Origin of the sequence: Janthinobacterium salmonicoloratum, assembly GCF_051380845.1 — a bacterium.
In the GTDB taxonomy this organism is placed as follows: Bacteria; Pseudomonadota; Gammaproteobacteria; order Burkholderiales; family Burkholderiaceae_D; genus Janthinobacterium; species Janthinobacterium lividum_F.
Genome location: NZ_JBNYXV010000001.1, coordinates 1,680,179 through 1,703,353 on the forward strand (window position 1 = coordinate 1,680,179; position 23,175 = coordinate 1,703,353).

The following is a 23,175-nucleotide window of genomic DNA, read 5'->3' on the forward strand; positions in this document are numbered from 1 at the left end:
TTTTCGATGCTGGACGCCCACGTAGATGCACTCTGAAGCCAAGGTATATGGAACTGCTCGACTCCCTGCGTCAGACCCCACTGCAAGACGACACGATGAGCGGGCACTATGAAGTGCGCCGCTTGCTGGGTGAAGGCGGTTTCGGTCATGTATTCGAAGCCTGGGATGCCAAGCTGTGCCGCAGCGTGGCGCTGAAACGTTTGAAACCGCAAGCCGACGTGCTGCATCCGGAAAAACTCATCAATGAAGCGCGCCTGGCCGCCTCGCTCAAGCATGCGGCCTTCGTGCGCATTTTCGCCATCGAGGGCCAGGGCACGAGCCAGTCCATCGTCATGGAACTGGTCGAAGGCCAGACCCTGGGCCAGTTCATGCACAGCGGCAAGGCTGACCTGCAAGCGGCGCTCGACATCGCCTACCAGATCGCCGACGCCATGGACGAGGCGCACGCCATGGACCTCGTGCACGGCGACCTGAAACCGTCGAACCTGATGCTGGAAGCAAACGGCAAGGTACGCATCCTCGACTTCGGCCTGGCCCGCCACATCGACCCGCAAGCGACGCAGACGACCACCCTGTGCGACTTGCAGGGCACGATCGCCTATATGGCGCCCGAACGCCTGATGGGCCGCCTGCCCGACACGCGCGGCGATGTCTACGCGCTGGGCGCCATGCTGTACGAAATGCTGGCTGGCCAGCGCCACTTCGCCCACCTGAACGGCCTGGCCCTGGCCGCCGCCCACATGCAGGCGACGGAAGCCTGGCCCGACCTGCCGGAAACCGTCCCGCCCACCATCAACGCCCTCGTGCGCGCGATGACGGCGCACGACCCGGCCGAACGGCCACGCACCATGCCCGATGTGCGCGAGGCGATTGGGGCGCAGCGCGGGGAACCGCTCACGTTGGCCACGCCCCTTGCTGACGAGACGCCTGCGGAGGAAGAGACGCCCGCCACCGTCTCCATCCGCCTGCCCCGCAAGCGCACCCTGAAATGGGGCGCGGGCGTGGCGCTGCTGGCCGTACTGGCGGGATGGCAGCTACCCAATATCGTTCCTGCCGTCAAATCGTTCGTCACGGGAGAAAAAGCGCCCGCGCCGTATTCGGAAATGGCCAGCATGGCGGCGGGGATGGAGGCGTTGCGCATGCTCGATCAGGACAGCAGTAAAACACTGGCCATTGAACATTTCAGCGCGGTGCTTAAACACCATCCAGAGCATGCTGCTGCAAATGCCGGCCTGTCGCTGGCTTTCACCTTGCGCTATATCGGTGGCGGCCGCGATGAAACCTGGCTGCAACGCGCGGATATCGCGGCAAAACAAGCATTGGTAGCCGACGATCAACTGGCACTTGCCCATGTGGCGCAAGCCTGGGTTCTTGAACAGCAGGGAAAATATCCACAAGCAATGCAGGCAATCACTGCGGCATTGAACCTTGAACCAAACAATCCGTTGGGCATGTACGGCAAGACCCGTCTACTCGTCCATGCACAGCAATTTGACCTGGCGCAGCAGTTACTTGACAAAGCCATCGCGCTATATCCGCACGATCGGCCCTTCATTTCAATGAAGGGCCGGATGCACTACAACCAAGGCAATTACACGGAAGCGGAAAAACTCTTTCGAAAAGCCATACAGATGGATCCGCACGTTGCCAATGCGTACGCTCAGCTCAGCGCCACGCTTGAACGCCTGAATCGCAGTGATGAAGCCCTGGAAGTCCTGCAACAAGGATTACAGGTGCATCCCGACTGGGAACTGTATACCAACCTGGGCAACGCCCTGTTTAACCGGGGGGACTATCTAGGAGCAATGCAGGCGTTTAAAAATGCCGTCTCGGAAGGTAAAGGCAATCCGGGTAATTACCTGCTATGGGCCAATCTAGGCGACTCTCAGCGCTGGATCCCCGGCCAGGTCGAACTATCACGTGACTCCTACCAACGTGCAATCACTCTAATTCAAGTCATTCTGCGGCGCTCCCCGAACGACCCCAAGGCCAACTCGCGGCTGGCACTGTACTCAGCGTACACCGGCTCGCAAGACGATGCGCTGAAGCACGTGGCGCAAGCCGTCCAGCTTGCTCCAACTTTGCCAGACATCCATTTCAGGGCAGCGCTGACCTATGAGCTGATAGGCAGGCGCGACGAAGCGATGGCGGCTTTGCGACAGGCCATAGAGCGCGGCTACCCCATCAACCTGATCGAATCCGCACCCGATCTGTTGACACTACGGCGAGATGCTCGCTACCAGAAGCTACTTATTGACATGGAAAGAAATCAGAAAACATGACGTATGAAAAACCCTGGATGAAGTTATCGGTTCACTTTGATGCGGACCAAATCACCAATCAGCTCGACTATGCATTTACTTCCTGCGATGGCAGCGCCGACCCACGCCACGGCCCCTACATGGGCGGTGTGCACTTCCAGCAAGGCCAACACGTCTACCTGGAAGTCAATTGCTGTGGCACAAAGGAGAGTGGATTCACCGCATTTCAGATCGTCGATTGCTGCCTCATCAGCGTACCCCAGCTGACCCAGATCGGCCCCGATGTACCCACTCGCTACTCACTGCCATCGCCCTTCCTGCAAGCCGCTGGCGCCACGTATCAGGTGCCCCTGGATTTCGAGTCCCATGTACTGCCGCCAGACCCTGCCCTGCCCGATCTGCGCCGCATTCGCCAGGAATGGAAACACAATCTTGATGTAGGCCAAAGCAAAGGCCGATGGGAACTCTCGTTTGTGCTGACTGTACGCATCATTCGCGGCGAGCAAGACTTGCCGGAATTACGTGTCTTCAGTTTTGATCCAGAAGCATCGGTGGGTGGCCACGTCGAGATGTAATCCGTACACCACCGACAGATACTTTTCGACCAACAATTAGCAATACCGGATATCCTAGCCGCGCCACCTCCACCGGCGCGGCTTTTTCACATCCGTACGCAATACGCCGCCTCGCCCGCCGAAAGCGGTAAAATGACGGCCTTGAACCCAAGCTCCGCCACATGGCTCGGCCTTGAATGCACACAGCACCACCCACAGCCCGGCAGGCACGCCTTTCCCTGCCGCCGGACCAACGACAAAGAACACATGACCACCGTCCCAAAAGAAATCAACGCCGCCGCGGCAAAGAAAAATTCGGCTGAAAAGCTTACTCCCATGATGCAGCAATATTTAGGCATCAAGGAAAACCACCCGACGATGCTGGTCTTCTACCGCATGGGCGATTTCTACGAGCTGTTTTTCGAGGATGCGGAAAAAGCGTCGCGCCTGCTGGGCATTACCCTGACGGCACGCGGCGTGGCCAGCGGCAATCCGATCAAGATGTGCGGCGTGCCGTTTCATTCGCTCGATGGCTATTTGGCCAAGCTGGTCAAGCTGGGCGAGTCGGTGGCCATTTGCGAGCAGATCGGCGACCCGGCCACCAGCAAGGGTCCCGTCGAGCGCAAGGTCATGCGCGTGGTCACGCCCGGCACCCTGACGGATGCGGACTTGCTGCCAGAGAAGGCCGAGCGTCCGCTGCTGGCCATGTGCAGCATCACGCAGCGCAAGACGGTGACGACGGGCCTGGCCTGGCTGTCGCTGGCTAGCGGTGCTTTGAAGCTGATGGAGTTTTCCGGCGACAGCGCCACCGTGGCCGTGCGATTGCAGCAGGAACTGGAACGCATCGTGCCGGCCGAAATCTTGAGCGGCGACAATGGCAACCTGTTCGACGACTACGCGGGCACGCACATCAACCGCGTGCCGGACTGGCATTTCGACGTGGTCGGCGGCCACAAGGCCCTGCTCGATCAACTGGGCGTGGCAACCTTGACGGGCTTCGGCGCGGATGGCCTGGGCGCCGCGTTCGGCGCGGCCGGCGCGCTGCTGCGCTATGCGCAATCGACGCAGGGACGCGGACTGCAGCACGTGCGCTCTTTGACGACGGAAACGGAAAGCGAATTCATCGGCCTGGACGCGGCCACGCGCCGCAACCTGGAGCTGACGGAAACCATCCGCGGCCAGGAATCGCCTACGCTGTTCTCGCTGCTCGACCATTGCCGCACGGCCATGGGTTCGCGCATGCTGCGTCATTGGCTGCACCATGCGCGGCGCGACCAGAACGTGGCGCGCGCGCGCCATGAAGCCATCGCCGCGCTGGCGCAAAGCGAAGCGGCGGGGCCACTGGCCGCCACCCTGGCGCAAGTGCCCGACATCGAACGCATCACCACGCGCATCGCGCTGCTGTCGGCGCGTCCGCGCGACTTGGCCGCCCTGCGCGACGGCTTGCTGCAATTGCCGGCCCTGCGCGGCGACGTCGTGCGCTGCTATGGTCCTGGCCAGGGCGGCGAAACCGGTTTGCTGGCTGCCATCCACACGGCGCTGGCAACGCCCGTTGCCTGCCTGGACTTGCTGGTGCGCGCCGTGGCGCAGGAGCCGGCCGCCATGGTGCGCGACGGCGGCGTCTTCGCCACCGGTTTCGACGCCGAACTCGATGAATTGCGCGCGCTGTCGGAAAACGCGGGCCAGTTCCTGCTCGACCTGGAAACGCGCGAACGGGCGCGCACGGGCATCGCCAACCTGCGCGTCGAATACAACAAGGTGCACGGCTTCTATATTGAAGTCACGCACGGCCAGACGGACAAGGTGCCGGACGACTACCGCCGCCGCCAGACCCTGAAGAACGCCGAGCGCTACATCACGCCGGAACTGAAAGTATTCGAGGACAAGGCCCTGTCGGCGCAAGACAAGGCCCTGGTGCGCGAAAAACTGCTGTACGACCTGCTGCTGGCCGAGCTGGCGCCGCACATTGGGACCTTGCAGACCATCTCGCAAGGCCTGGCCCAGCTCGACACCCTGAATGCGCTGACGGAACATGCGCAGCAGCACAACTGGGCCGCGCCGCAACTGGTCGACGAGCCGTGCATCAACATCGTCGAAGGCCGCCACCCGGTGGTGGAAAAGCAGATCGAACGCTTCATCGCCAACGACTGCCGCTTCGTCAACGAGCGCCGCCTGCTGCTGATTACCGGCCCGAACATGGGCGGTAAATCGACCTTCATGCGCCAGGTGGCCCTGATCACCCTGCTGGCCTACGTGGGCAGCTACGTGCCGGCCGCTTCCGCCACCATCGGCCCCATCGACCGCATCTTCACGCGCATCGGCGCCACCGACGACCTGGCGGGCGGACGCTCGACCTTCATGGTGGAAATGACGGAATCGGCGGCGATCCTGAACGGCGCCACCGAGCACTCGCTGGTGCTGATGGATGAAGTGGGCCGCGGCACCTCGACCTTCGACGGCCTGGCCCTGGCGTGGGCCATCGCGCGCCATCTGATCGACAGCAGCCGCAGTTTCACCCTGTTTGCCACCCACTACTTTGAGCTGACGCAATTGCCGGACAGCCACCCTAGCGCCGCCAACGTGCATCTGTCCGCCGTCGAGCACAAGGACAGCATCGTCTTCCTGCACGCCGTGCAGGCCGGTCCCGCTTCGCAAAGCTACGGCTTGCAAGTGGCGCAACTGGCCGGCGTGCCGCAGCCCGTGATCAAGGCCGCGCGCAAGCACCTGGCGCGACTGGAAGCGCAAGCGCTCGACGCCACGCCGCAGCGCGACCTGTTCGCGCTGCCCTCCGCCGATCCGTATGCGCAAGAGGAAGAAGAGGAAGCGGCAGCGCCGCTGGCCGCACTGAACGCGGCACAGCAAGCCTTGCTCGACGCCATCGCCGACCTCGATCCCGACGCGCTCACGCCGCGCGATGCGCTGGAACAGCTGTACCAGTTGAAACGGCTGGCCGCCGCATGACCACGCGGCGCAGCATCGCTAGCCTGTGCCTGCTGGCCGCCGGCTTGCTGGCCGCCAGCCTGCCGTGGCAAGCGGCGCTGGCCGCCCAGGTCGACCAGGCCGGCTTCGAGTTTGCCGTGCTGGGCCATTCCTTCAACGCCGGGCCCGACGATGGCCCCCTGAAAAAAGCCATCGCCGACACCAGCGCCTTCAATGCCTCGTTCGTGGTGGCCACCGGTATCAAGGCCGCCAGCGAGTCCTGCAGCGACAAACTGTATGGCCAGCGCAAGGATTTGCTGGACGCCAGCGGCCCGCCGCTGATCGTCTCGCTGTCGGCCAGCGACTGGGCCAACTGCCGCAATTCGCGCGGCAGGGTCAACGCCATCGAACGCCTGAACCGCTTGCGCGACGTGTATTTCGCAGACGACCAGAGCCTGGGCCAGCGCAAGCTGACCCTGTCGCGGCTGTCATCGACGGCGAAATTCCGCAGCTATGCGGAAAACGCCCACTGGGAATACGGTGGCGTGCTGTTTGCTACCGTCAACCTGCCCGCGAACAACAACCATTTCTTGCCGGAAGCGGGACGCAACAGCGAGTTCGAAGACCGCCTGGTTGCCAACCGCTCCTGGCTGCAGCGCCTGTTCGCCATGGCGCAGCGCAAGCAGCTCGACGGCATTGTGCTGTTCTCCGATGGTGACGTGGGCGTGCTCGATGAAGACGACAATTCGCTGCTGCCCAGCTTTAGTTCGAAACAGGACGGCTTTGCCGGACCGCGCAAGCAGATCCGCACCCTGGCGAAGAAGTTCAGCGGCAAGGTCTTATTGGTCGATACGCAGCGCGATGGCGACGCGGACGGCAAGGAGGGGAAAAGTAAAAAGGCCGCAGCCAAGGCAGGCGGTCCGAAAATCAGCTGGAAAGGCAACCTGGGCCATGTCAGCATCGACAACGACTGGTCCGCCATCGCCGTACGCCCCGGCAAGACGCCATTCTTTGAGGTACGTCAACGGGCTACGCGGCCATCGGCGCAAGCAAGAGCCAAGGCGTCGACTGTGCACCGTTAATAACAGGGGCACAAACGAACAGGCCGGCATGTAGCCGGCCTGGAAGAAGCAGTATTAATGAATCGGGTGGGTGCGGAAGTGGTCGCCTTCTTCGCCTTCATCATCTTCATCGCCATGGTCATGGCCGTGTGCGCCATGCACGTGGCCATGGGCGATTTCTTCGTCGGTGGCTGCGCGCACGTCAGCGACGGTCAGCGAGAAGCGCAGCGCGATGCCGGCCAGTGGATGATTACCGTCCAGCACGACCTTGTCGTCGGCGATATCGGTGACCGTGAAGATCATCGCTTCTTCGTCCGGCGAATCGCTTTCCGGCATGCCTTCGAACTGCATGCCCACTTCCAGCGGCTCAGGCAGGCGATTGCGCGGCTCGACCTTGACAAGGGCTGGATCGTATTCACCGAAAGCATCATCCGGTTCGATCTGGATCGTGTTGGAATAGCCAACTTCCTTGCCGTCGAGCTCTTCTTCGATCTTCGGCAGGGTGTTTTCATAATCACCGTGCAGGTAGACCATCGGCTGACGGCCGTCTTCGATCAGATTGTCTTGCGCGTCTGACAGTTTGTAGTTGACAGTCACGACCGTATTTTTGGCAATCTTCATTATGCTTCCTTTCATTGTATAAGCTGGCAAATTATACCTTCACGCCGCCAACGGCAGGCGCATTCCTGCATTTCCGGTTGTTATAATGGGCGCATGAAAAAATTAACTCTCCTTGGCGATATCACGCCGGCGCAATTCCTGCGCGACTACTGGCATAAAAAACCCTTGTTGATCCGTCAAGCCGTACCCGGCTTCAAGGCGCTGTTCGATTTCAAGGCCCTGGCCGAGCTGGCCACCCTGGACCACGTCGAATCGCGCCTGGTCAGCCATGCCGATGGCCACTGGAACATGCAGCAAGGTCCGCTGACCAGCCTGCCCTCGCTGAAACAGAAGGAATGGACCCTGCTGGTACAGGGCGCCAACCTGCACAGCGCCAAGGCCGACGCCCTGCTGCGCCAGTTCCGCTTCCTGCCGGACGCGCGCCTGGACGACCTGATGGTCAGCTTTGCCACCGATGGCGGCGGCGTGGGCCCGCATTTCGATTCCTACGACGTGTTCCTGCTGCAAGGTCAGGGCAAGCGCCACTGGCGCATCGGCGCGCAGAAGGACCTGAGCCTGATCGACGGTTTGCCGCTGAAAATCCTCAGCAACTTCACGCCCGACGAAGAATTCACCCTGGAACCGGGCGACATGCTGTATCTGCCGCCCCACTACGCGCACGACGGCGTGGCCATCGGCGATTGCCAGACGTATTCGATCGGTTTCCGCTCGCCCACGTTCCAGGAACTGGGCGAAGCTTTCCTGCAATTCATGGCCGACTCGATCGACTTGCCAGGCATCTACAGCGATCCCGACTTGAAAGCATCGGGCAAGCCGGCGGAAATCCCCCGTGAAATGCTCAGCACCATCACGGAAGAAATGAACAAGGTGCGCTTCACGGAAGAAGACGTGACCATCTTCCTGGGCGAGCACCTGTCCGAACCGAAGCACAATGTGTTTTTCACGCCGCTATCCAAGCCGCTGACGGTGGGCCGCTTCGCGGACGCCGCACAGAAAAAGGGCGTCGTGTTGTCGCGCAAGACCCTGATGCTGTATCGTGGCAAGAATGTCTTCATCAATGGCGAATCGTTTGCCATTGGCAAGGCCGATAAAACGGCCCTGGAAACCCTGGCCAACGAACGCGCCCTCGATGGCGCCGCCGTGGCCCAGGCTTCCGATGACGTGATGGATGCCTTATATACTTGGTATCAGGATGGCTGGATCGAACTGGCCTGAATGAATGGGGCGTAGCAAAGTGGTATTACAGCAGGTGAAATATCAGCATCTGTGTTGGCGCAATAAAACATATTATTTCTATATCGTTTTGTCGCGCTTTCGCAAATCGCTTACACTTGCTTGCAATTTGCTTCGGCAAATATTGCGATATCACAAAATAGTTGCGAATTTGCCTCTTGCTCCTATTGCGACGCACCAAAAATCGCTATAATATTCGGTTAGGAAGTTTCCGTTGTCTGGCAGGCACCACCTGGTACGAAAAGCCTTCGAAGACGACCTAACGAGCGATAATTACCGGTAATTATTCATCGCAACAATATTGATTTATTTTTTGAAATAATTAAGGAAAACAAATGAAAAAATCCCTGCTGATCGCCTCCCTGATGGTTGTTGCTCTGGCTGCTTGCAGCAAAAAAGAAGAAGCTCCTGCACCAGCACCAGTAGTTGAAACCCCAGCACCAGCACCAGCAGTTGAAGCTGCTCCAGCTGCTGCTGCTGACGCTGCTGCTTCGGCCGCTACCGACGCTGCTGCTGCTGCTTCGGCTGCCGCTTCGGCCGCTACCGACGCTGCTTCGGCTGCTTCGGCTGCTGCATCGGCTGCTAAGTAATTTAGCACCCTGCACTAGAGAAAGCCGACCTTCGGGTCGGCTTTTTTGCGTCCGGCGTTTTATCCGTAGGATATAACGCCGGACGCAGGCAATAAAAAAGGCTGGCCCCGTTTCCCGGGCCAGCCTTTTTAATGCGCGGCAGGTTTTACGACCTGCCGCTATCACCCTGCTTATTTCAGCTGCTCGTTCAGCAAGCCCAGGATCTTCTCGGCCACTGGCGAGACGTCCGGCTGGCCTTCGTTGCTGAGGATGCTGACCAGGCTGGTCGAACCATTGCCGGCCTTGACGAGGACGCGGTAGCGCTGCGCTTCCTTATCCTTGTCGGACGACGAACCCCAGCTGAACAGTTTCGAGAAGAAACCATCTTTCTTGACCGCGTCCGGATCGACGTAACGCACGAAATACGTGCCTTGCGTACGGTCGCGGTCTTCCACGGTGAAGCCAACGCGGTCCAGCGCCAGGCCGACACGGCGCCAGGCGCGGTCGAAACCTTCATCGACTTCGATGCCGCGCGCCGGCGTGGCGGCGTCGCCCACCAGCTTGGCGTGCAGCGGCTGCACGATGGCGCCATCGACGGCTGTCTTCGCTTGCGCATCGTCGCTGGCCGCACCCAGGCGCGTCATCAGCTTGGCCAGGAATTGCGCTTCCAGGCCAGGATCGTTCGGACGCGCGGTCCAGGTGGTGGTTTCCTTGTCGCGCCCCGTGACAACCTCTTCCACGCCACGGTGGCTGATGTAGATCTCGGTCGAACCATCGGCCAGACGTTCCACGCGGGTGCGGAACTTGTCTTTTTCACCGGTCGAGTACATCGAATCGAAAGCCTTGCCGATGGTGTTGCGGATAAAGTCTTGCGGCAACTTGGCGCGGTTTTCGTTCCACTCGGTTTCCATGATGCCAGCCGTGGGCTGGTCGATGGCGACGGTAAAGCCCGAATCTTCCCAGAATTGCTTGAGTTGCGGCCACAGCACTTCAGGCGACTGCTTGACGACCAGCCAGCGCTGGTTGCCCGCGCGCTCGACCTTCACGCCACCTGCCGTGACAGGCACGACACCCACCACGCCGTCGGCGCCCACGATGACGGGCGCGCCGGCCGTGGCATTGCGCTGCGCGTTGTAGCCGGAAGCCGTGGCCACGCCATTTTTTGCATCCGGCAAGGAGTAACGGTTGTCCTGCTGCAATTGCGTCAGGTCAGGCGGCACGTCCAGGGTGCTGGCTTTCTTGACCGACTTGTAGTCGACCTTGTCGCCACCGACTACCGAACTGATCATGCCACAGCCCGCGAGGCTGGCTGCGACGGCGCCGATGACGATGCCGCGGACGGCGATGGTGGCAGGCGCCGATTGGGTTTTCTTGCAATTAGTCATGTCGTAACTGGATAAGAAGCTAAGTAGCAGCTGGAATCAGGGAAGGTCCGGACTGGTCAAGCCCGGGCTTAAAGTTCGGCTTAAGACAGGATGCCAGCGTCGCGCAAGGCATCGCGCACGGTGGCATGGCAATTTTCAGCCAGCGGTACCAGTGGCAAGCGTATGCCGGCTGGCATCAGGCCCATTTCGGCCAGCGCCCATTTGACGGGCACCGGGTTGGGCTCGACAAACAATTTCTGGTGCAGAGGAAAAACTTTGTTATTGATGGCAATCGCCGTGGCGCGCTCGCCCGCCATGGCTGCGACGCACAGTTCGTGCATGGCGCGCGGCGCGACGTTGGCCGTCACGGAGATGTTGCCGTGGCCGCCGCAGAACATCAGCGCCATGGCCGTCGGATCATCGCCCGAGTACACGGCGAAGTCGGCCGGCACGAGGCGCAGCAGGTCGATGCCACGGCCGATATTGCCGGTCGCATCTTTCACGCCGACGATATTCGGGATGGCGGACAGGCGCACGATGGTCTCGTTGCTCATGTCGGCAACCGTGCGGCCAGGCACGTTGTACAGGATGACGGGAATGTCGACGGCTTCGGCGATGGCCTTGAAGTGCTGGTACATGCCTTCCTGGGTAGGACGGTTGTAGTACGGCACCACTTGCAGGACAGCATCGGCGCCCGCTTCTTTCGCGTAGCGCGTCAGTTTGATGGCCTCGGCCGTGGAGTTGCCTCCGGCGCCGGCGATGATAGGAATGCGTCCCTTGGCATGTTCGACGGTCAACTGGATCAGTTCGCAGTGCTCTTCCACGCTGACTGTTGCCGATTCGCCCGTCGTGCCAACGATGACGATGCCGTCCGTACCCTCGGCGATATGCCAGTCGATCAGCTTGCGCAGACCTGGAAAGTCCAGACTGCCGTCTGCGTGCATCGGGGTGACGATTGCTACAATGCTGCCCTTGATCATAGTAAGTTTATAGCGCCGATAAATAAAACAACGATTGTAGCGGATAGCCCGCGCCTGTGGTGCATTCTGACATAGTATGGCCGCTCAAAACGTCGGCAGCAGGGCTGCCAACCGTGGAAAATCCGGCCGGACGGCACAAATTCGTTGCACCAGAGCAGCTTTTGGCTGTTCCACGCGCCCATCCTCATACGCTACCACACGCAAGCCGTGCTGCACCGCCCAGGTCAGCATTTCGCCTTCCTTCAGCAGGAATTTCGGGTTCGACGGTTTGCCGAATTGCTCATTGCCTTCAGCGAACGTTTCGTACAGCAGCACGCCATCGGGCGCCAGGCTGGCAATCATGGCTTCCAGCAGCGGCCGGTGCAGGTAATTGGTGACGACGATGCCGGCAAAGCGGCCGGGGGCGAACGGCCACACGGCGCCCGGCGCTTCCAGGTCCACCAGCGAGGTGGTGATGCCCGTGCCGGCCGCCTTTTCCAGCATTTCCGGATCATGGTCGAGCGCGATCACGGGGTGGCCCAGGCTCACCAGGTGGCGCGCATGGCGGCCTGCGCCGCACGCAAGGTCCAGCACTTCGCCGCCCGGGATCAGGGGCGCCCAGCGGCGCACCCAGCCCGAAATCGCTTCAGTTTCTATTGTTGGTTCAATTACTTGCATCGGTACTTCCATCAATTATTTGCGTACTTCCAGTTGCGTGCATCAAGTCAACAGGGCCGTCAGGGGCGTGACCAGGGTGACAAAAATGCCTATGACAAATTCGATCGCCGCCAGCAAGGCGCGGTTCAAGATGCCCGTGTACATCAGCAGCACCAGGGCGCCGAACACATACAGGCTGTAGCGCTCGATGCTGGCATAAGGACGCGCCAGCTGCATCGGCAGCAAGCCCGTCATGATGCGTCCGCCATCGAGTGGCGGCACGGGAATCAGGTTAAAGACAAACATGGCCGCATTGACGCTGACGCCGGCGCCCGCCATCTTGCGGAAAAACATGCCCATTTCCGTCGGCGGCAGGATGCTAAGGACGACAAAGGCGATCATCCAGCCCAGGCCCATGACGAAATTGGCACCAGGGCCGGCAAACGCCACCCAGGCCATCTGCTTCTTCGGATTGCGCAGGCGGCTGAAATCGACGGGCACCGGCTTGGCATAGCCAAACGGTACCTGGATCGTGAAATACAGTATCAAGGGCAGCAAGATCGTACCGAAAGGATCGATATGCCGGATGGGATTGAGGCTCAGCCTGCCCTCGTTCGAAGCCGTGGGGTCGCCGAAATAGCGGGCGGCGTAGCCGTGCGCCGCCTCATGCAGGGAAATGGCAAACAGCACCGGCACCAGGTACACCGCAACGGTCTGGACTATCGTATTGAAATCGCTCATGACCGCGATTCTACCAGAGGCGAACCAGGCCCTTTCTTACGTTGTCATTAAGAACAGGTGAAGATCGGCGCCATAACGGGCACCCGATGCCCCTCTACAAGCCCAGCACGGCCGGGTCACCGCGTCCCACGCGCACCACCTCCGGCTCCGGCCCCGTCAGGTCGATCACGGTACTGGGGCCATGTGCGCAGACGCCGCCATCGATGATCAGGTCGACCAGTTTTTCCAGGCGTTCACGGATGGTGTCGGCATCCGTCAGGCTGTCTTCGTCGCCGGGCAGGGTCAATGTCGCGCCCAGCAGTGGCTGGCCCAGCTCTTCCAGCAGGCATTGCACGATGCGGTGCTGCGGCACACGCAGGCCGATGGTCTTGCGCGATGGATGACTGAGACGGCGCGGCACTTCCTTGGTCGCTTCCAGGATGAAGGTGTAGGCACCCGGCGTGGCCGCCTTGAGCAGGCGGAACTGGCGGTTGTCGACCCTGGCGTAAACGCCCAGCTCGCTCAAGTCGCGGCACAGCAGGGTCAGGTGATGCTTTTCATCCACGCCACGGATGCGGCGCAGGCGCTCGACGGCGCCCTTGTCGTCGAGCTGGCACACCAGCGCGTAGCAGGAGTCGGTGGGCAAGGCCACGACGCCGCCGGACTGGATGATTTGCGCCGCCTGCTTGATCAGGCGCAATTGCGGATTCTCTGGGTGTATATGAAAAAATTGACTCATGTGTAAGCGTTCTGGCGAACCAGCTTGTTAAGTTAGCATTATTGTACGCCGCGCAGCGCGGCAATACGTTGTTCGAGCGGCGGATGGGTGGCGAACAGTGCGCCCCAGCCGCCATTGCCGCCGCTGATGCCCAGCGCCTGCATCGATTGTGGCAGTTCGCCCGGCTGCACGCCGCCCAGGCGGGCCAGCGCATGCATCATCGGCGTCGGGCTGCCCAAGAGCTTGGCCGAACCGGCGTCGGCACGGAATTCGCGCTGACGCGAGAACCAGGCCACGATGATGGAGGCGAGCAGGCCGAAGATCACTTCGCACACCATGACGGTGACGAAATAGCCGATGCCGCGTCCGCCGCCTTCGCGGTTGTTATTTTTCAGCAGTACATTGTCGACAAAGAAACCCACCACCCTGGCCATGAAGACGACGAAGGTATTCACCACGCCCTGGATCAGGGTCAAGGTGACCATGTCGCCATTCGCGACGTGGGCGATCTCGTGGCCCAGCACGGCTTCGACTTCATCGCGGTTCATGCTTTGCAGCAAGCCCGTGGAGACGGCCACCAACGCCGAATTTTTGAACGCGCCCGTGGCAAACGCATTCGCGTCACCGTCGTAGACAGCCACTTCCGGCATGCCGATGCCGGCCCGCTCGGACAGCGCGCGCACGGTATTGACCAGCCACAATTCGGTCGAGGAAGTAGGATTATCGATGACGCGCGCGCCCGTGCTCCACTTGGCCATAGGCTTGCTGATCAACAGGGAAAAGATCGAACCCGTGAAACCCACCACCAGCGAAAACACCAGCAGGCTGCCCAGGTTCAGCGTGCTGCCGCGCGCCGGATTGCCCACGCCCAGCAAACTGAGCACGAGCGACAGCACCAGCATCACGGCCAGATTGGTTGCAATAAAAAGGACGATACGTTTCATGGGCGATGGCTCCGAAAAACAATAATAACTAAAAGATAAGTATGCGGTCGCGACTTTTCAAGCCCTGCGCACATCCTGCACTTAATGCCTAAGAAAATCGTCGCGAGCGGATGTGAATTGTGGCCGAGAAGCGGAGCTGTGCTAAAGCACAGTGAGCATCGCAGGCCGCAAGTCGCGCCGCGCAGTAGATTTTCGACGGCATTAAAACCAGTCGTGCCAGATGGGTGTTACGTTGGCTGGTAAGGGCGGCAGCTTGGCAAAATCCACGCGCGATTCGCCCGGCGCATGGAAATCCGTGCCGCGCGAGGCGAGGAAGCCGTAGGCGTTGGCCAGCTGCGCGTATTCGGGATACTGGTCCGGACTGTGGCTGCCCGTGACGACTTCGATGGCCACGCCGCCGAGCTGCTTGAATTCATCGAACAGCACGCCTTGCGCCATGTCGCTGAAGCGGTAGCGGCCCGGATGGGCGATGACGGCCACGCCGCCCGCGCCGCGTATCCAGCCCACAGCTTCGGCCAGGGTGGCCCAGCGGTGCTCGACATAGCCCGGCTTGCCTTCCGACAGGTATTTCTTGAACACGTCGGGGATATTCGCGCACTTCCCCGTTTCCACGATGTAGCGGGCAAAGTGCGTGCGCGACATCAGGTCCGGGTTGCCGACGAATTTCAAGGCCCCTTCATAGGCATCGGGGATGCCGGCCAGGTCCAGCTGACGGGCGATTTCGCGGCCGCGCGCGTCGCGCCCGGAGCGCGTCTGGTGCAAGCCCTGCACGAGACCCGGATTGTTTTCATCGACTTGCAAGCCCACGATGTGCACGGTTTCGCCGGCCCAGGTGATGGAAATTTCCACGCCGGCCACGAAACGCATGCCCAGATCCAGCGCGGCCGCGCGCGCGGCGGCGACACCGGACACTTCATCGTGGTCCGTCAGCGCCCACACGTCGACGCCAGCGCGGTGAGCGTACGCAGCCACGGCGGCAGGCGCGAGGACGCCGTCGGAAATATTCGAATGACAATGCAGGTCGACTTTAAGCATGTGAAAACAATACCCTGCACGGGCTCAGCATGGAAGAAGTTTTCATTGTACGCTGCTTGTCAAATAGCGCTGCAGCGTTCCCGACACACATCAGGCCAAAAATGCTTCCACCAGCCGTGCCAGTGCTTGCGGCTGGTCATGATGCAACATGTGGCCCGCGTCCAGCATCATTTCGCAGCGCACATCCTTGATGCAGGCCAAACGCCGGTCGATTTCAATCCTTGCCTCTTCCTTTGGCCCCATCCATTGCCACATATTCGTGTCATCGGCTTCCACCCACAGCACGGGCGCCGTGATGCGGCGCCAGCACGCCATCACTTCTTCCACCTGGTACAGGATGGGATTGACCCTCTTGTGCTGCGGGTCGCCCATGATGTCCCACTCGCCCGCCTCGTTCTGCGCCGACCAGTGTTCGGCCAGAAACGCCGCGCGGTCGTCCGGCAAGCGCGGATTGGTCTTTTGCAGGCGCTCAGCCACGGCGCGCTGCGAAGGATAGCTGCGCATGGCGGGCGGCTCGCGCAATTCATCGAGCCACTTGGCGTAGCGGCCCGGCGCCTGCTCCGGTTTGGTCGCCATCATGCCGAAGCCTTCCAGGTTGATGAAACGGCTGATGCGCTCGGGCCGCACGCCCGCGTACAGGCCGGCCACGTTGGCGCCCATGCTGTGGCCCAGCAGGTTGACGGGAGAGTCCGGCGAATAATGCAGCAGCATGGCATCCAGGTCCGCCAGATAGTCGGGGAACCAGTAGGTGTCCGATTGCGTGTAGTCGCTGAGGCCAAAGCCGCGCCAGTCGGGCGCGATCACGTGCCAGTCGCCAGCTAACTCGTCGACGACGAACTGGAACGAAGCGGCCACGTCCATCCAGCCGTGCACCATGAACAGGATGGGCGCCCCTTCGCGGCCCCAGTGGCGCACATGCGTGCGTGCGCCGCGGATGTTGATGAATTCGGAACGGGAAAGTTTCATGGGTTTCATCTCATTGCCTGCCTTGAAAGTGGCGCAGATGGCGCCACATGCTGTGTCTGTAGATAGTGCGGATATAAAAGTACGACCGTTCGATAATTATACCGGATTGGCGCTCGGCATCAGGACTTGTGCTGCAACAGCGTAAAATAGCGTACGCAGCACAGTAAAACTTCAGCGTCCGGCCGTGCCCGGCGCTTCCACCACCGCCACAGGCTAACGATGACACTCTACCAATTGGGCGCCGATGCGCCGCAGATTGATGCTTCCGCTTTTGTTGCCGACACGGCCAATGTGATCGGCAAGGTGACCCTGGAAGCGAATACCTCCGTATGGTTCGGCGCCACCATTCGCGGCGACAACGAACGCATCACCGTGGGCGCCAACAGCAATGTGCAGGAGGGCGCCGTGCTGCATACGGACCCGGGCTACCCGCTGGACATCGGCCAGAACGTCACCATCGGCCACCAGGCGATGTTGCATGGCTGCACAATTGGCGATGGCGCCCTGATCGGCATCCAGGCCGTGATCCTGAACGGCGCGAAGATCGGCAAAGGGTGCCTGGTCGGCGCGGGCGCACTGGTCACGGAAGGCAAGGAATTTCCCGACAATATGCTGATCATCGGCTCACCGGCGAAAGCCGTGCGCGCCCTGACGGCAGACGATATCACCAAGCTACAAGGCAACGCCGTGAACTATGTGCAACGCGGCCTGCTATTTAATACGCAACTCAAGAAGATTGGATAAGAGAATGACGACTGAAACCACGGGCGCAGTCAGCGCAGCCCTTACCGGCCAGGATACCCTGCAAAAATTTATTTTCGACAACGCCGCCGTGCGCGGCCAGTTCATCGATGTTTCCCACACCTGGCAGGAAGTGGTGTCGCGCCACGCCTACCCGACGGCCGTGAAAAAAGTGCTGGGCGAAATGGTGGCTGCCGCCGCCCTGCTGTCGGCCAACCTGAAATTCAACGGCTCCATCATCATGCAAATCCATGGTGACGGCCCCGTGCGCCTGATGGTAGTCGAGTGCGACTCCGACCTGCGCCTGCGCGCCACGGCCAAGCTGGACCCGGACGCCACCATTGCCGACATCGCCACCGTACCGCAATTGCTCAACGCCACGGGCAAGGGCCGCTTCATCATCACCCTGGACCCGGCCGACAAGGTGCCAGGCCAGCAACCGTACCAGGGCATCGTGCCGCTGGACGGCGACGACATGGCGACCGTGATCGAAAACTACATGTTGCGCTCGGAACAGCTCGACACGCGTCTGTGGCTGGCCACGGATGACACCGTCTCGCGCGGCCTGCTGCTGCAAAAGCTGCCGCACCATGGCGGCAAGGCTGAAGCGACGCCAGTGTCGGAAGAAGATGCGCTGGACACGTGGCACCGCGCCGTGATGCTGGCGTCGACCCTGAAAGAGGAAGAAATCCTCGCCACCGACATCGAGACCCTGATGCAGCGCTTGTTCTGGGAAGAAACGATCCGCGTCTTCGATCCGTTACACCCGAGCTTCCATTGCAGCTGCACACGCGAAAAAGTGGGCAATATGCTCAAGATGCTGGGCGAGGAAGAAGTCAACAGCACCCTCGATGAAGTGGGACAAGTGGGCGTGAACTGCGATTTCTGCGGCCAGCACTACGAATTCGACAAGGTCGATTGCGCGCAGCTGTTCATCACGGATGCGCCAGCGGAAGTCTTGATTCCTCCCGCAGCGAGCATTAACTAAGCATTACAGTTTCGCCATAATCCCCGCGCCGCCCCTCAGGCGGCGCAGTTGTTTCCACTGTCATCGTTCCGTCATCAGTTCGTCATCAGCCCGTCACGCGCCGCCGTTACGCTGCGCAGCTTGTATTACTTCCCACTTCCCACAGGCTGATGATGACCACCCACTTGACGCTGGCCCTGCGCCGCCATTCCTTCCATGTTTTGCTGGGCGCCTGCGCCGCAGGCCTCTCCCTGCCGGCGCTGGCGCAAACGGCCGTCGCCGCCGCCGTGGCGTCCGCCGCCACCGACATGGCTGCTGCCCCGGCGGCCGACGACAATGCGACTATGACCACCGTGGAGATTTCCTCGCGCAAGACGCGTTCCTCGGTTGCCCTGAGCAAGAATGAAATCCAGAAAATCCTGCCCGGCACGAATCCCCTGAAAGCCTTGCAAACCTTGCCCGGCGTCAGCTTCCAGACGGCTGATCCTTGGGGCAATAACGAGCAAAACCTGTCGCTGTTCGTGCATGGTTTTTCCGGCCAACAACTGGGCTACACCATGGATGGCGTGCCGCTCGGTGACCAGCAGTACGGCAACTACAACGGCCTGTCGCCGCAGCGCGCCGTGATCAGCGAAAACGTGCGCAGCGTCGTGCTGTCTTCGGGCGCCGGCGACCTGGCCACGGCGTCGACCAGCAACCTGGGCGGCACCATCGAAACCTATTCCAGCGACACGCTGGCCACGCAAGGCGCCAGCGTGCAGCAAACCGTGGGCAGCCACCGCACCTCGCGCACGTTCGCCCGCTACGACACGGGCGCCTTCGGCGACGGCAGCAGCGCCTATTTTTCCATCCTGCACCACGAAGCGCGCGCCTGGGACTTCGATGCGCGCCAGGGCGGCGACCAGTTCAACGCCAAGTACGTCAACCGCAGCGACGCAGGCAAGCTGACCCTGTTCTTCAACTACTCGGACAAGATCGAGCCGAACGAAGACAGCACCGTGCACGTGGCGGGCGAGACGAGCGCGCCGTACACGCGGCCCTTCCTGTATCCGGACTTCAAGGCGGCCCTGAACTATTTGTCGCCGACGGGCGCCACGCCTGCCGCCGACGGCAACAATTACCGCAATTACTACAGCGATGCGCAGCGCACCGATTACCTGGCCTACGCCAAGTTCGACGCCAACTTGTCCGAAGGCACGACGTGGTCGAACCAGGTGTATTACCACAAGGATGACGGCGCGGGCGTGGTGGCCGGCCCCATCGGCGTGGCCGGCTTGCCTGGCCTGTTCAGCGTGTACTACCCGAAACAGAACCTGAAACAGGTGTTCGGCAACTCGGGTTACGCCGTGCGCACGACGGAATACGACATCAAGCGGGGCGGCTTCATTTCCACCCTGCGCAAGGAAATCGGCGAGCATCAGCTGGAAGCGGGCCTGTGGCTGGAACAGAACCGCTCGTCCGCCTACCGCCGCTGGTATGCGCTGGACGTCAACAACCCGACCTCGCCGTATGACCGCCCCAGCAATCCCCTGATCACGCAGTACGGCAGCGAGATCGACAACAAGGTGGTGCAGCTGCACTTGCAGGATGAATGGCGCATCCGTCCCGATATCGCCCTGCAAGCGGGCTTCAAGTCCAGCCTGCAGTTTGCCGATGGCCAATTCCCCGTGCAGCCGGCCAAGGGCGCCATTTCCGGTGGCTCGACGGCCTTGCCGGTCGGCACCATCAACACGAAAAAATGGTTCTTGCCGCAAGTGGGCGCGCGCTGGGATTTCACGCCGCAAGACCAGCTGTACTTCAATATCCAGAAAAACATGCGCCAGTTCGTCACCTATGGCGGCGGCGGCGCCTCGCCATGGAGCTTGTCGAGCCAGGCGGCCTTCGACCTGTTCAAGCGCGATGCCAAGCCGGAAACGGCCCTCACCTATGAAGTGGGCGTGCGCGGCAGCCATGCACTGAACCTGGGTGCCATCACGGCCATCGATGGCCAGGTCAACGTCTACCACGTCGATTTCAGCAACCGTTTGCTGCAGATCAGCCCGACACCCGTGATTTCCTCCATCATCGGTGGCAACCCCGTGCTGGCCAACGTGGGCAGCGTGCGCACGGACGGCATCGATATCGCCGGCACCGTTCACTTCGGCAATAATTTTTCGTTCTACAATGCCCTGTCGTACAACCGCTCGCAGTACGCGGACAATTACAACAATGGCGCCGCGCTGGTGCTGACGGCAGGCAAGAACGTGCCAGGCTCGCCGGAATGGCTGAACAAGTTCGTGGCCTCGGCCACCTTGGGCGATATCGAAGTACAGCTGACGGGAGACTATGTGGGCAAGCGCTACGCGACGTACACCAACGATTTGTCCGTCCCCAGCTATTTCCTGATGGGCCTGGGCGTGTCGGGCAAGCTGCCAGCCATGGCCAGCTGGCTGAAAAACCCGCGCTGGAGAGTCAACGTCAGCAACCTGGCCAACCGCGAAGGATCGCTGAACGTGGTGGTGGGCGCGGCCGACAAGACGTACAACACCTTCCCGATCGCCCCGCGCCAGGGCTTTTTGACCTTGACGGCAGATTTCTGATGCGCGCTCCGCATCTCGCCCCTGTCTTGCCGCAACGGCATTTTTCACGCCGCAGCTTCGTCCGCGCGGCCGCCGGCGGCCTGGCCCTGGCCGCCGCGCCCGGCTTTGCCGCCGGCCTGCTGGCCCCGCCTCCCGCGCGTCCTCTCGTGTTCGCCCACCGGGGCGCCAGCGCCCTGCGCCCCGAGCATACGCTGGCGTCGTACGCCAAGGCCATCCTCGACGGCGCCGACTACGTCGAGCCGGACCTGGTCGCCACGCGCGACGGCATCCTCGTGGCGCGCCATGAAAGCAATCTGATCGACACCACCGACGTGGCGCGCCGGCCTGAATTTGCCAGCCGGCGCGGCAAGAAGCTGGTCGACGGCGAATGGCACGAAGGCTGGTTTGTCGACGACTTCACCCTGGCGGAACTGAAAACCCTGCGCGCCATCGAACGGCTGCCGAAAGTACGCACCGGCAACACCTTATACGATGGACAATTCCAGATCCCGACCTGGGAAGAAATCATCGATTTTGTTGCAGCGCAATCGGCCGCCAGCGGCCGCATCATCGGCCTCGTGCCCGAGCTGAAAAGCTCGACGTACTTCCGCGATGCGGGCCTGGCGCTGGAAGACCGTTTCCTGTCGACCATGCTGGCGCACGAATACACGCGCCGCGCGCCGATCGAGATCCAGTCCTTCGAAGTGGCGAATTTGAAATACCTGCGCGAGAAGCTGGGACGGCGCGCCAACGTGCGCCTGATGCAGCTGGTGGTGGGCGGCGATATCCGCCCGATCGACGTGGCCAAGGCGGGCGGCAAGCTGACGTTCGGCCAGATGACGACGCCGGCCGGCCTGCGCGACATCGCCGCCTACGCGGACGTGGTGGCGCCGCCCACGCGAGGCGTCATCCCGCTGGGCGCCGACCAGCGCCTGGCCAAGCCCACGTCCATCGTCGACGATGCGCACCAGGCGGGCTTGCTGTTGCACACCTGGACCTTCCGTCCGGAAAACCGTTTCCTGGCGGCCGACTTCCGCGACGGCAATGGCGAAAATGCGCGCAACGAAGCCGGTTCCGTAGCGGAAATGCGCCGCTACATCGAAACGGGACTGGACGGTTTTTTCAGCGACGATCCGGGTTTGGGACGCATCGCCGCCGGATAAACATTTCGTAACAAATTCATTTTCAGGGCGTGGCCAATGGCTACGCCCTTATTATTCGTTTCTTGAATTTCTGAAATTGGAATTTCGAATTGGACGCATATCGCAAACTCTATTATTGTGCAATGCAACAACAGACCATTCATGGAGGGCATATGTCCACTTTTACCAACACCTACAGCAACGACAACGATAACTATTTCAGCAACCTGGGCCGCGCCACGCGCGCCTTCCTGGGCGCCCTGCTCGCTTCCAAGCCGTACAGCGAACTGGCACAGAAGGAAGTCATCGCCACCACGACGACCAGCGCCGATGACGAGCGCTATGTGCGCCCAAGCAAGAGCGATTTCGCCCTGCTGAACTCGGAAGCGAACCGCTACGAAAAGCTGATGCCGAATCTGGCTTCGGAACTGCGCTTCCTGGCCTCGCGCGGATAAAAAAACGCCCATGCCGGCGTTGCCTGCGCCTCGCCGTACGTTCGTACTGTCTTCGGCTTGGCGCCTGGCCCTGGACGTTTTTTACTTCACTATTTATTGACAAGGAATTTTTATGATGTTTCTCGAAACCGCACTGATCGCTGTTGCCGTCGTGGTCACCGGCATCCATTTCTACCTGATCACGACCGGCAAAGCCCGTTTCTGATCGACAAGCAGCAAGGCAATAGCACCACGCCGCACTATGCGGCCAGTCGTGTGTAGCAGTACAGAGTAGCAATACAAGGTAGTAAGGTGATATGTCAGCCTGGCAATCGGTCCAGGCTGGCAAATGGGAAGTAATCCGTACTCAGTGGGGCGCAGCAGCGTCCACCGGCGTTTCCAGCAGTGGCGGGGTCTGGCCTTTGCGCACGATCTGCACGAAAATCTCATTCTGTTTGACCATGCCCAGCTCATAGCGGGCACGCTCTTCGACGGCGCCCGTACCATCCTTCAGGTCGCGCACTTCGGATTCGAGCTTGGCGTTTCGCGCCTTCAATTCCATATTCTTTTTATTGGCCACCGCCACTTGGGCTTCCATGTCGGCAACACGCAGCCAGCCGCCTTTACCCAGCCAGAGGGGAAATTGAATCAACAGCAGCAGGGCTGCCAGGGCGAGCGTAATCAGGCGCATGGGGCATTCAGTTAAAAAACCGGCCGGATATCTCCGGCCGGCCAGTGGGTTTTACATCAGC

21 protein-coding genes are annotated in these 23,175 nt (G+C 61.1%); 11 read left to right on the forward strand and 10 right to left on the reverse strand.

The features are described from left to right. Positions 1–47: 47 nt before the first annotated feature. The 4 genes from ACQ4WY_RS07770 (at position 48) to ACQ4WY_RS07785 (ending at position 6,816) form a co-directional block, all read left to right on the forward strand. Positions 48–2,282: a protein kinase domain-containing protein gene (locus tag ACQ4WY_RS07770; protein WP_436503509.1), complete on the forward strand. Its 2,235-nt coding sequence runs from the start codon at positions 48–50 to the stop codon at positions 2,280–2,282. After that, on the forward strand, positions 2,279–2,836 hold the full coding sequence (locus ACQ4WY_RS07775; protein WP_436503510.1) for a hypothetical protein: 558 nt from the start codon (positions 2,279–2,281) through the stop codon (positions 2,834–2,836). Before ACQ4WY_RS07770 ends, ACQ4WY_RS07775 begins: the two co-directional genes overlap by 4 nt. A gap of 246 nt (positions 2,837–3,082) precedes the next feature. Then, on the forward strand, positions 3,083–5,776 hold the full coding sequence (gene mutS, locus ACQ4WY_RS07780) for a DNA mismatch repair protein MutS (protein ID WP_436503511.1): 2,694 nt from the start codon (positions 3,083–3,085) through the stop codon (positions 5,774–5,776). Further along, positions 5,773–6,816 (forward strand): hypothetical protein, encoded by a 1,044-nt coding sequence (locus tag ACQ4WY_RS07785; protein ID WP_436503512.1) that lies wholly within the window; start codon positions 5,773–5,775, stop codon positions 6,814–6,816. The genes mutS and ACQ4WY_RS07785 overlap by 4 nt, the downstream gene beginning before the upstream one ends. 54 nt (positions 6,817–6,870) lie before the next feature. On the opposite strand, the gene ACQ4WY_RS07790 is transcribed toward ACQ4WY_RS07785, so the two are convergent. After that, positions 6,871–7,416, reverse strand: coding sequence for an FKBP-type peptidyl-prolyl cis-trans isomerase (locus tag ACQ4WY_RS07790; protein WP_034783360.1), 546 nt, complete (start codon positions 7,414–7,416; stop codon positions 6,871–6,873). A 93-nt stretch (positions 7,417–7,509) separates the two neighbouring features. Here ACQ4WY_RS07790 and ACQ4WY_RS07795 point away from each other — a divergent pair, with 93 nt between their 5' ends. Both ACQ4WY_RS07795 and ACQ4WY_RS07800 read left to right on the forward strand, forming a co-directional pair. After that, a complete protein-coding gene (locus ACQ4WY_RS07795; protein ID WP_219114829.1) occupies positions 7,510–8,631 on the forward strand; it encodes a cupin domain-containing protein in 1,122 nt (373 codons plus the stop codon). A gap of 353 nt (positions 8,632–8,984) precedes the next feature. Continuing rightward, on the forward strand, positions 8,985–9,239 hold the full coding sequence (locus tag ACQ4WY_RS07800; RefSeq protein ID WP_034783358.1) for a hypothetical protein: 255 nt from the start codon (positions 8,985–8,987) through the stop codon (positions 9,237–9,239). 170 nt (positions 9,240–9,409) lie between these two features. On the opposite strand, the gene bamC is transcribed toward ACQ4WY_RS07800, so the two are convergent. The 8 genes from bamC to ACQ4WY_RS07840 form a co-directional block, all read right to left on the reverse strand. Next, the gene (bamC, locus tag ACQ4WY_RS07805; protein ID WP_353660477.1) at positions 9,410–10,603 is read right to left on the reverse strand and encodes an NlpB/DapX family lipoprotein; all 1,194 of its coding nucleotides are present in this window, start codon (positions 10,601–10,603) and stop codon (positions 9,410–9,412) included. A gap of 80 nt (positions 10,604–10,683) precedes the next feature. Continuing rightward, positions 10,684–11,562 carry a 4-hydroxy-tetrahydrodipicolinate synthase gene (dapA, locus tag ACQ4WY_RS07810; protein ID WP_099666950.1) on the reverse strand — a complete coding sequence of 293 codons (879 nt, stop codon included), beginning with the start codon at positions 11,560–11,562 and terminating at the stop codon, positions 10,684–10,686. Positions 11,563–11,646: 84 nt separating this feature from the next. Continuing rightward, positions 11,647–12,219, reverse strand: coding sequence for a class I SAM-dependent methyltransferase (locus ACQ4WY_RS07815; protein ID WP_436503513.1), 573 nt, complete (start codon positions 12,217–12,219; stop codon positions 11,647–11,649). Between the two features lie 42 nt (positions 12,220–12,261). Further along, positions 12,262–12,939: a site-2 protease family protein gene (locus ACQ4WY_RS07820; protein ID WP_353660475.1), complete on the reverse strand. Its 678-nt coding sequence runs from the start codon at positions 12,937–12,939 to the stop codon at positions 12,262–12,264. Positions 12,940–13,033: 94 nt separating this feature from the next. Next, positions 13,034–13,657 (reverse strand): L-threonylcarbamoyladenylate synthase, encoded by a 624-nt coding sequence (locus ACQ4WY_RS07825; protein WP_436503514.1) that lies wholly within the window; start codon positions 13,655–13,657, stop codon positions 13,034–13,036. 38 nt (positions 13,658–13,695) lie between these two features. Beyond that, positions 13,696–14,580 carry a protease HtpX gene (htpX, locus tag ACQ4WY_RS07830; RefSeq protein ID WP_436503515.1) on the reverse strand — a complete coding sequence of 295 codons (885 nt, stop codon included), beginning with the start codon at positions 14,578–14,580 and terminating at the stop codon, positions 13,696–13,698. A 201-nt stretch (positions 14,581–14,781) separates the two neighbouring features. Next, entirely contained in the window at positions 14,782–15,615 is an 834-nt protein-coding gene (locus tag ACQ4WY_RS07835) for a 3',5'-nucleoside bisphosphate phosphatase (RefSeq protein WP_436503516.1), read from the reverse strand. A gap of 90 nt (positions 15,616–15,705) precedes the next feature. Then, positions 15,706–16,581: an alpha/beta fold hydrolase gene (locus ACQ4WY_RS07840; protein ID WP_436503517.1), complete on the reverse strand. Its 876-nt coding sequence runs from the start codon at positions 16,579–16,581 to the stop codon at positions 15,706–15,708. Between the two features lie 219 nt (positions 16,582–16,800). Here ACQ4WY_RS07840 and ACQ4WY_RS07845 point away from each other — a divergent pair, with 219 nt between their 5' ends. The 5 genes from ACQ4WY_RS07845 to ACQ4WY_RS07865 all read left to right on the forward strand — a co-directional run bounded on the left by ACQ4WY_RS07845 (position 16,801) and on the right by ACQ4WY_RS07865 (position 22,444). Continuing rightward, positions 16,801–17,325, forward strand: coding sequence for a gamma carbonic anhydrase family protein (locus ACQ4WY_RS07845; protein WP_436503518.1), 525 nt, complete (start codon positions 16,801–16,803; stop codon positions 17,323–17,325). A gap of 4 nt (positions 17,326–17,329) precedes the next feature. Continuing rightward, positions 17,330–18,310: an Hsp33 family molecular chaperone HslO gene (gene hslO, locus ACQ4WY_RS07850; protein WP_436503519.1), complete on the forward strand. Its 981-nt coding sequence runs from the start codon at positions 17,330–17,332 to the stop codon at positions 18,308–18,310. A 149-nt stretch (positions 18,311–18,459) separates the two neighbouring features. Further along, a complete protein-coding gene (locus tag ACQ4WY_RS07855) occupies positions 18,460–20,868 on the forward strand; it encodes a TonB-dependent receptor (RefSeq protein ID WP_436503520.1) in 2,409 nt (802 codons plus the stop codon). Next, on the forward strand, positions 20,868–22,010 hold the full coding sequence (locus tag ACQ4WY_RS07860) for a glycerophosphodiester phosphodiesterase (protein ID WP_436503521.1): 1,143 nt from the start codon (positions 20,868–20,870) through the stop codon (positions 22,008–22,010). The genes ACQ4WY_RS07855 and ACQ4WY_RS07860 overlap by 1 nt, the downstream gene beginning before the upstream one ends. Positions 22,011–22,162: 152 nt before the next feature. Next, positions 22,163–22,444 (forward strand): hypothetical protein, encoded by a 282-nt coding sequence (locus ACQ4WY_RS07865; RefSeq protein ID WP_436503522.1) that lies wholly within the window; start codon positions 22,163–22,165, stop codon positions 22,442–22,444. A gap of 346 nt (positions 22,445–22,790) precedes the next feature. On the opposite strand, the gene ftsB is transcribed toward ACQ4WY_RS07865, so the two are convergent. Beyond that, positions 22,791–23,114, reverse strand: coding sequence for a cell division protein FtsB (gene ftsB, locus ACQ4WY_RS07870; protein ID WP_035821182.1), 324 nt, complete (start codon positions 23,112–23,114; stop codon positions 22,791–22,793). Positions 23,115–23,175 lie beyond the last annotated feature (61 nt).

Coding starts and splice junctions, on each gene's coding strand:
- bamC (WP_353660477.1), bottom strand. CDS start 10,603: ATGACTAATTGCAAGAAAACCCAATCGGCGCCTGCCACCATCGCCGTC.
- mutS (WP_436503511.1), top strand. CDS start 3,083: ATGACCACCGTCCCAAAAGAAATCAACGCCGCCGCGGCAAAGAAAAAT.
- hslO (WP_436503519.1), top strand. CDS start 17,330: ATGACGACTGAAACCACGGGCGCAGTCAGCGCAGCCCTTACCGGCCAG.
- ACQ4WY_RS07820 (WP_353660475.1), bottom strand. CDS start 12,939: ATGAGCGATTTCAATACGATAGTCCAGACCGTTGCGGTGTACCTGGTG.
- ACQ4WY_RS07775 (WP_436503510.1), top strand. CDS start 2,279: ATGACGTATGAAAAACCCTGGATGAAGTTATCGGTTCACTTTGATGCG.
- ACQ4WY_RS07855 (WP_436503520.1), top strand. CDS start 18,460: ATGATGACCACCCACTTGACGCTGGCCCTGCGCCGCCATTCCTTCCAT.
- ACQ4WY_RS07865 (WP_436503522.1), top strand. CDS start 22,163: ATGTCCACTTTTACCAACACCTACAGCAACGACAACGATAACTATTTC.
- ACQ4WY_RS07815 (WP_436503513.1), bottom strand. CDS start 12,219: ATGCAAGTAATTGAACCAACAATAGAAACTGAAGCGATTTCGGGCTGG.
- ACQ4WY_RS07800 (WP_034783358.1), top strand. CDS start 8,985: ATGAAAAAATCCCTGCTGATCGCCTCCCTGATGGTTGTTGCTCTGGCT.
- ACQ4WY_RS07790 (WP_034783360.1), bottom strand. CDS start 7,416: ATGAAGATTGCCAAAAATACGGTCGTGACTGTCAACTACAAACTGTCA.
- ftsB (WP_035821182.1), bottom strand. CDS start 23,114: ATGCGCCTGATTACGCTCGCCCTGGCAGCCCTGCTGCTGTTGATTCAA.
- ACQ4WY_RS07825 (WP_436503514.1), bottom strand. CDS start 13,657: ATGAGTCAATTTTTTCATATACACCCAGAGAATCCGCAATTGCGCCTG.
- ACQ4WY_RS07845 (WP_436503518.1), top strand. CDS start 16,801: ATGACACTCTACCAATTGGGCGCCGATGCGCCGCAGATTGATGCTTCC.
- ACQ4WY_RS07770 (WP_436503509.1), top strand. CDS start 48: ATGGAACTGCTCGACTCCCTGCGTCAGACCCCACTGCAAGACGACACG.
- ACQ4WY_RS07795 (WP_219114829.1), top strand. CDS start 7,510: ATGAAAAAATTAACTCTCCTTGGCGATATCACGCCGGCGCAATTCCTG.
- ACQ4WY_RS07860 (WP_436503521.1), top strand. CDS start 20,868: ATGCGCGCTCCGCATCTCGCCCCTGTCTTGCCGCAACGGCATTTTTCA.
- ACQ4WY_RS07785 (WP_436503512.1), top strand. CDS start 5,773: ATGACCACGCGGCGCAGCATCGCTAGCCTGTGCCTGCTGGCCGCCGGC.
- dapA (WP_099666950.1), bottom strand. CDS start 11,562: ATGATCAAGGGCAGCATTGTAGCAATCGTCACCCCGATGCACGCAGAC.
- htpX (WP_436503515.1), bottom strand. CDS start 14,580: ATGAAACGTATCGTCCTTTTTATTGCAACCAATCTGGCCGTGATGCTG.
- ACQ4WY_RS07835 (WP_436503516.1), bottom strand. CDS start 15,615: ATGCTTAAAGTCGACCTGCATTGTCATTCGAATATTTCCGACGGCGTC.
- ACQ4WY_RS07840 (WP_436503517.1), bottom strand. CDS start 16,581: ATGAAACTTTCCCGTTCCGAATTCATCAACATCCGCGGCGCACGCACG.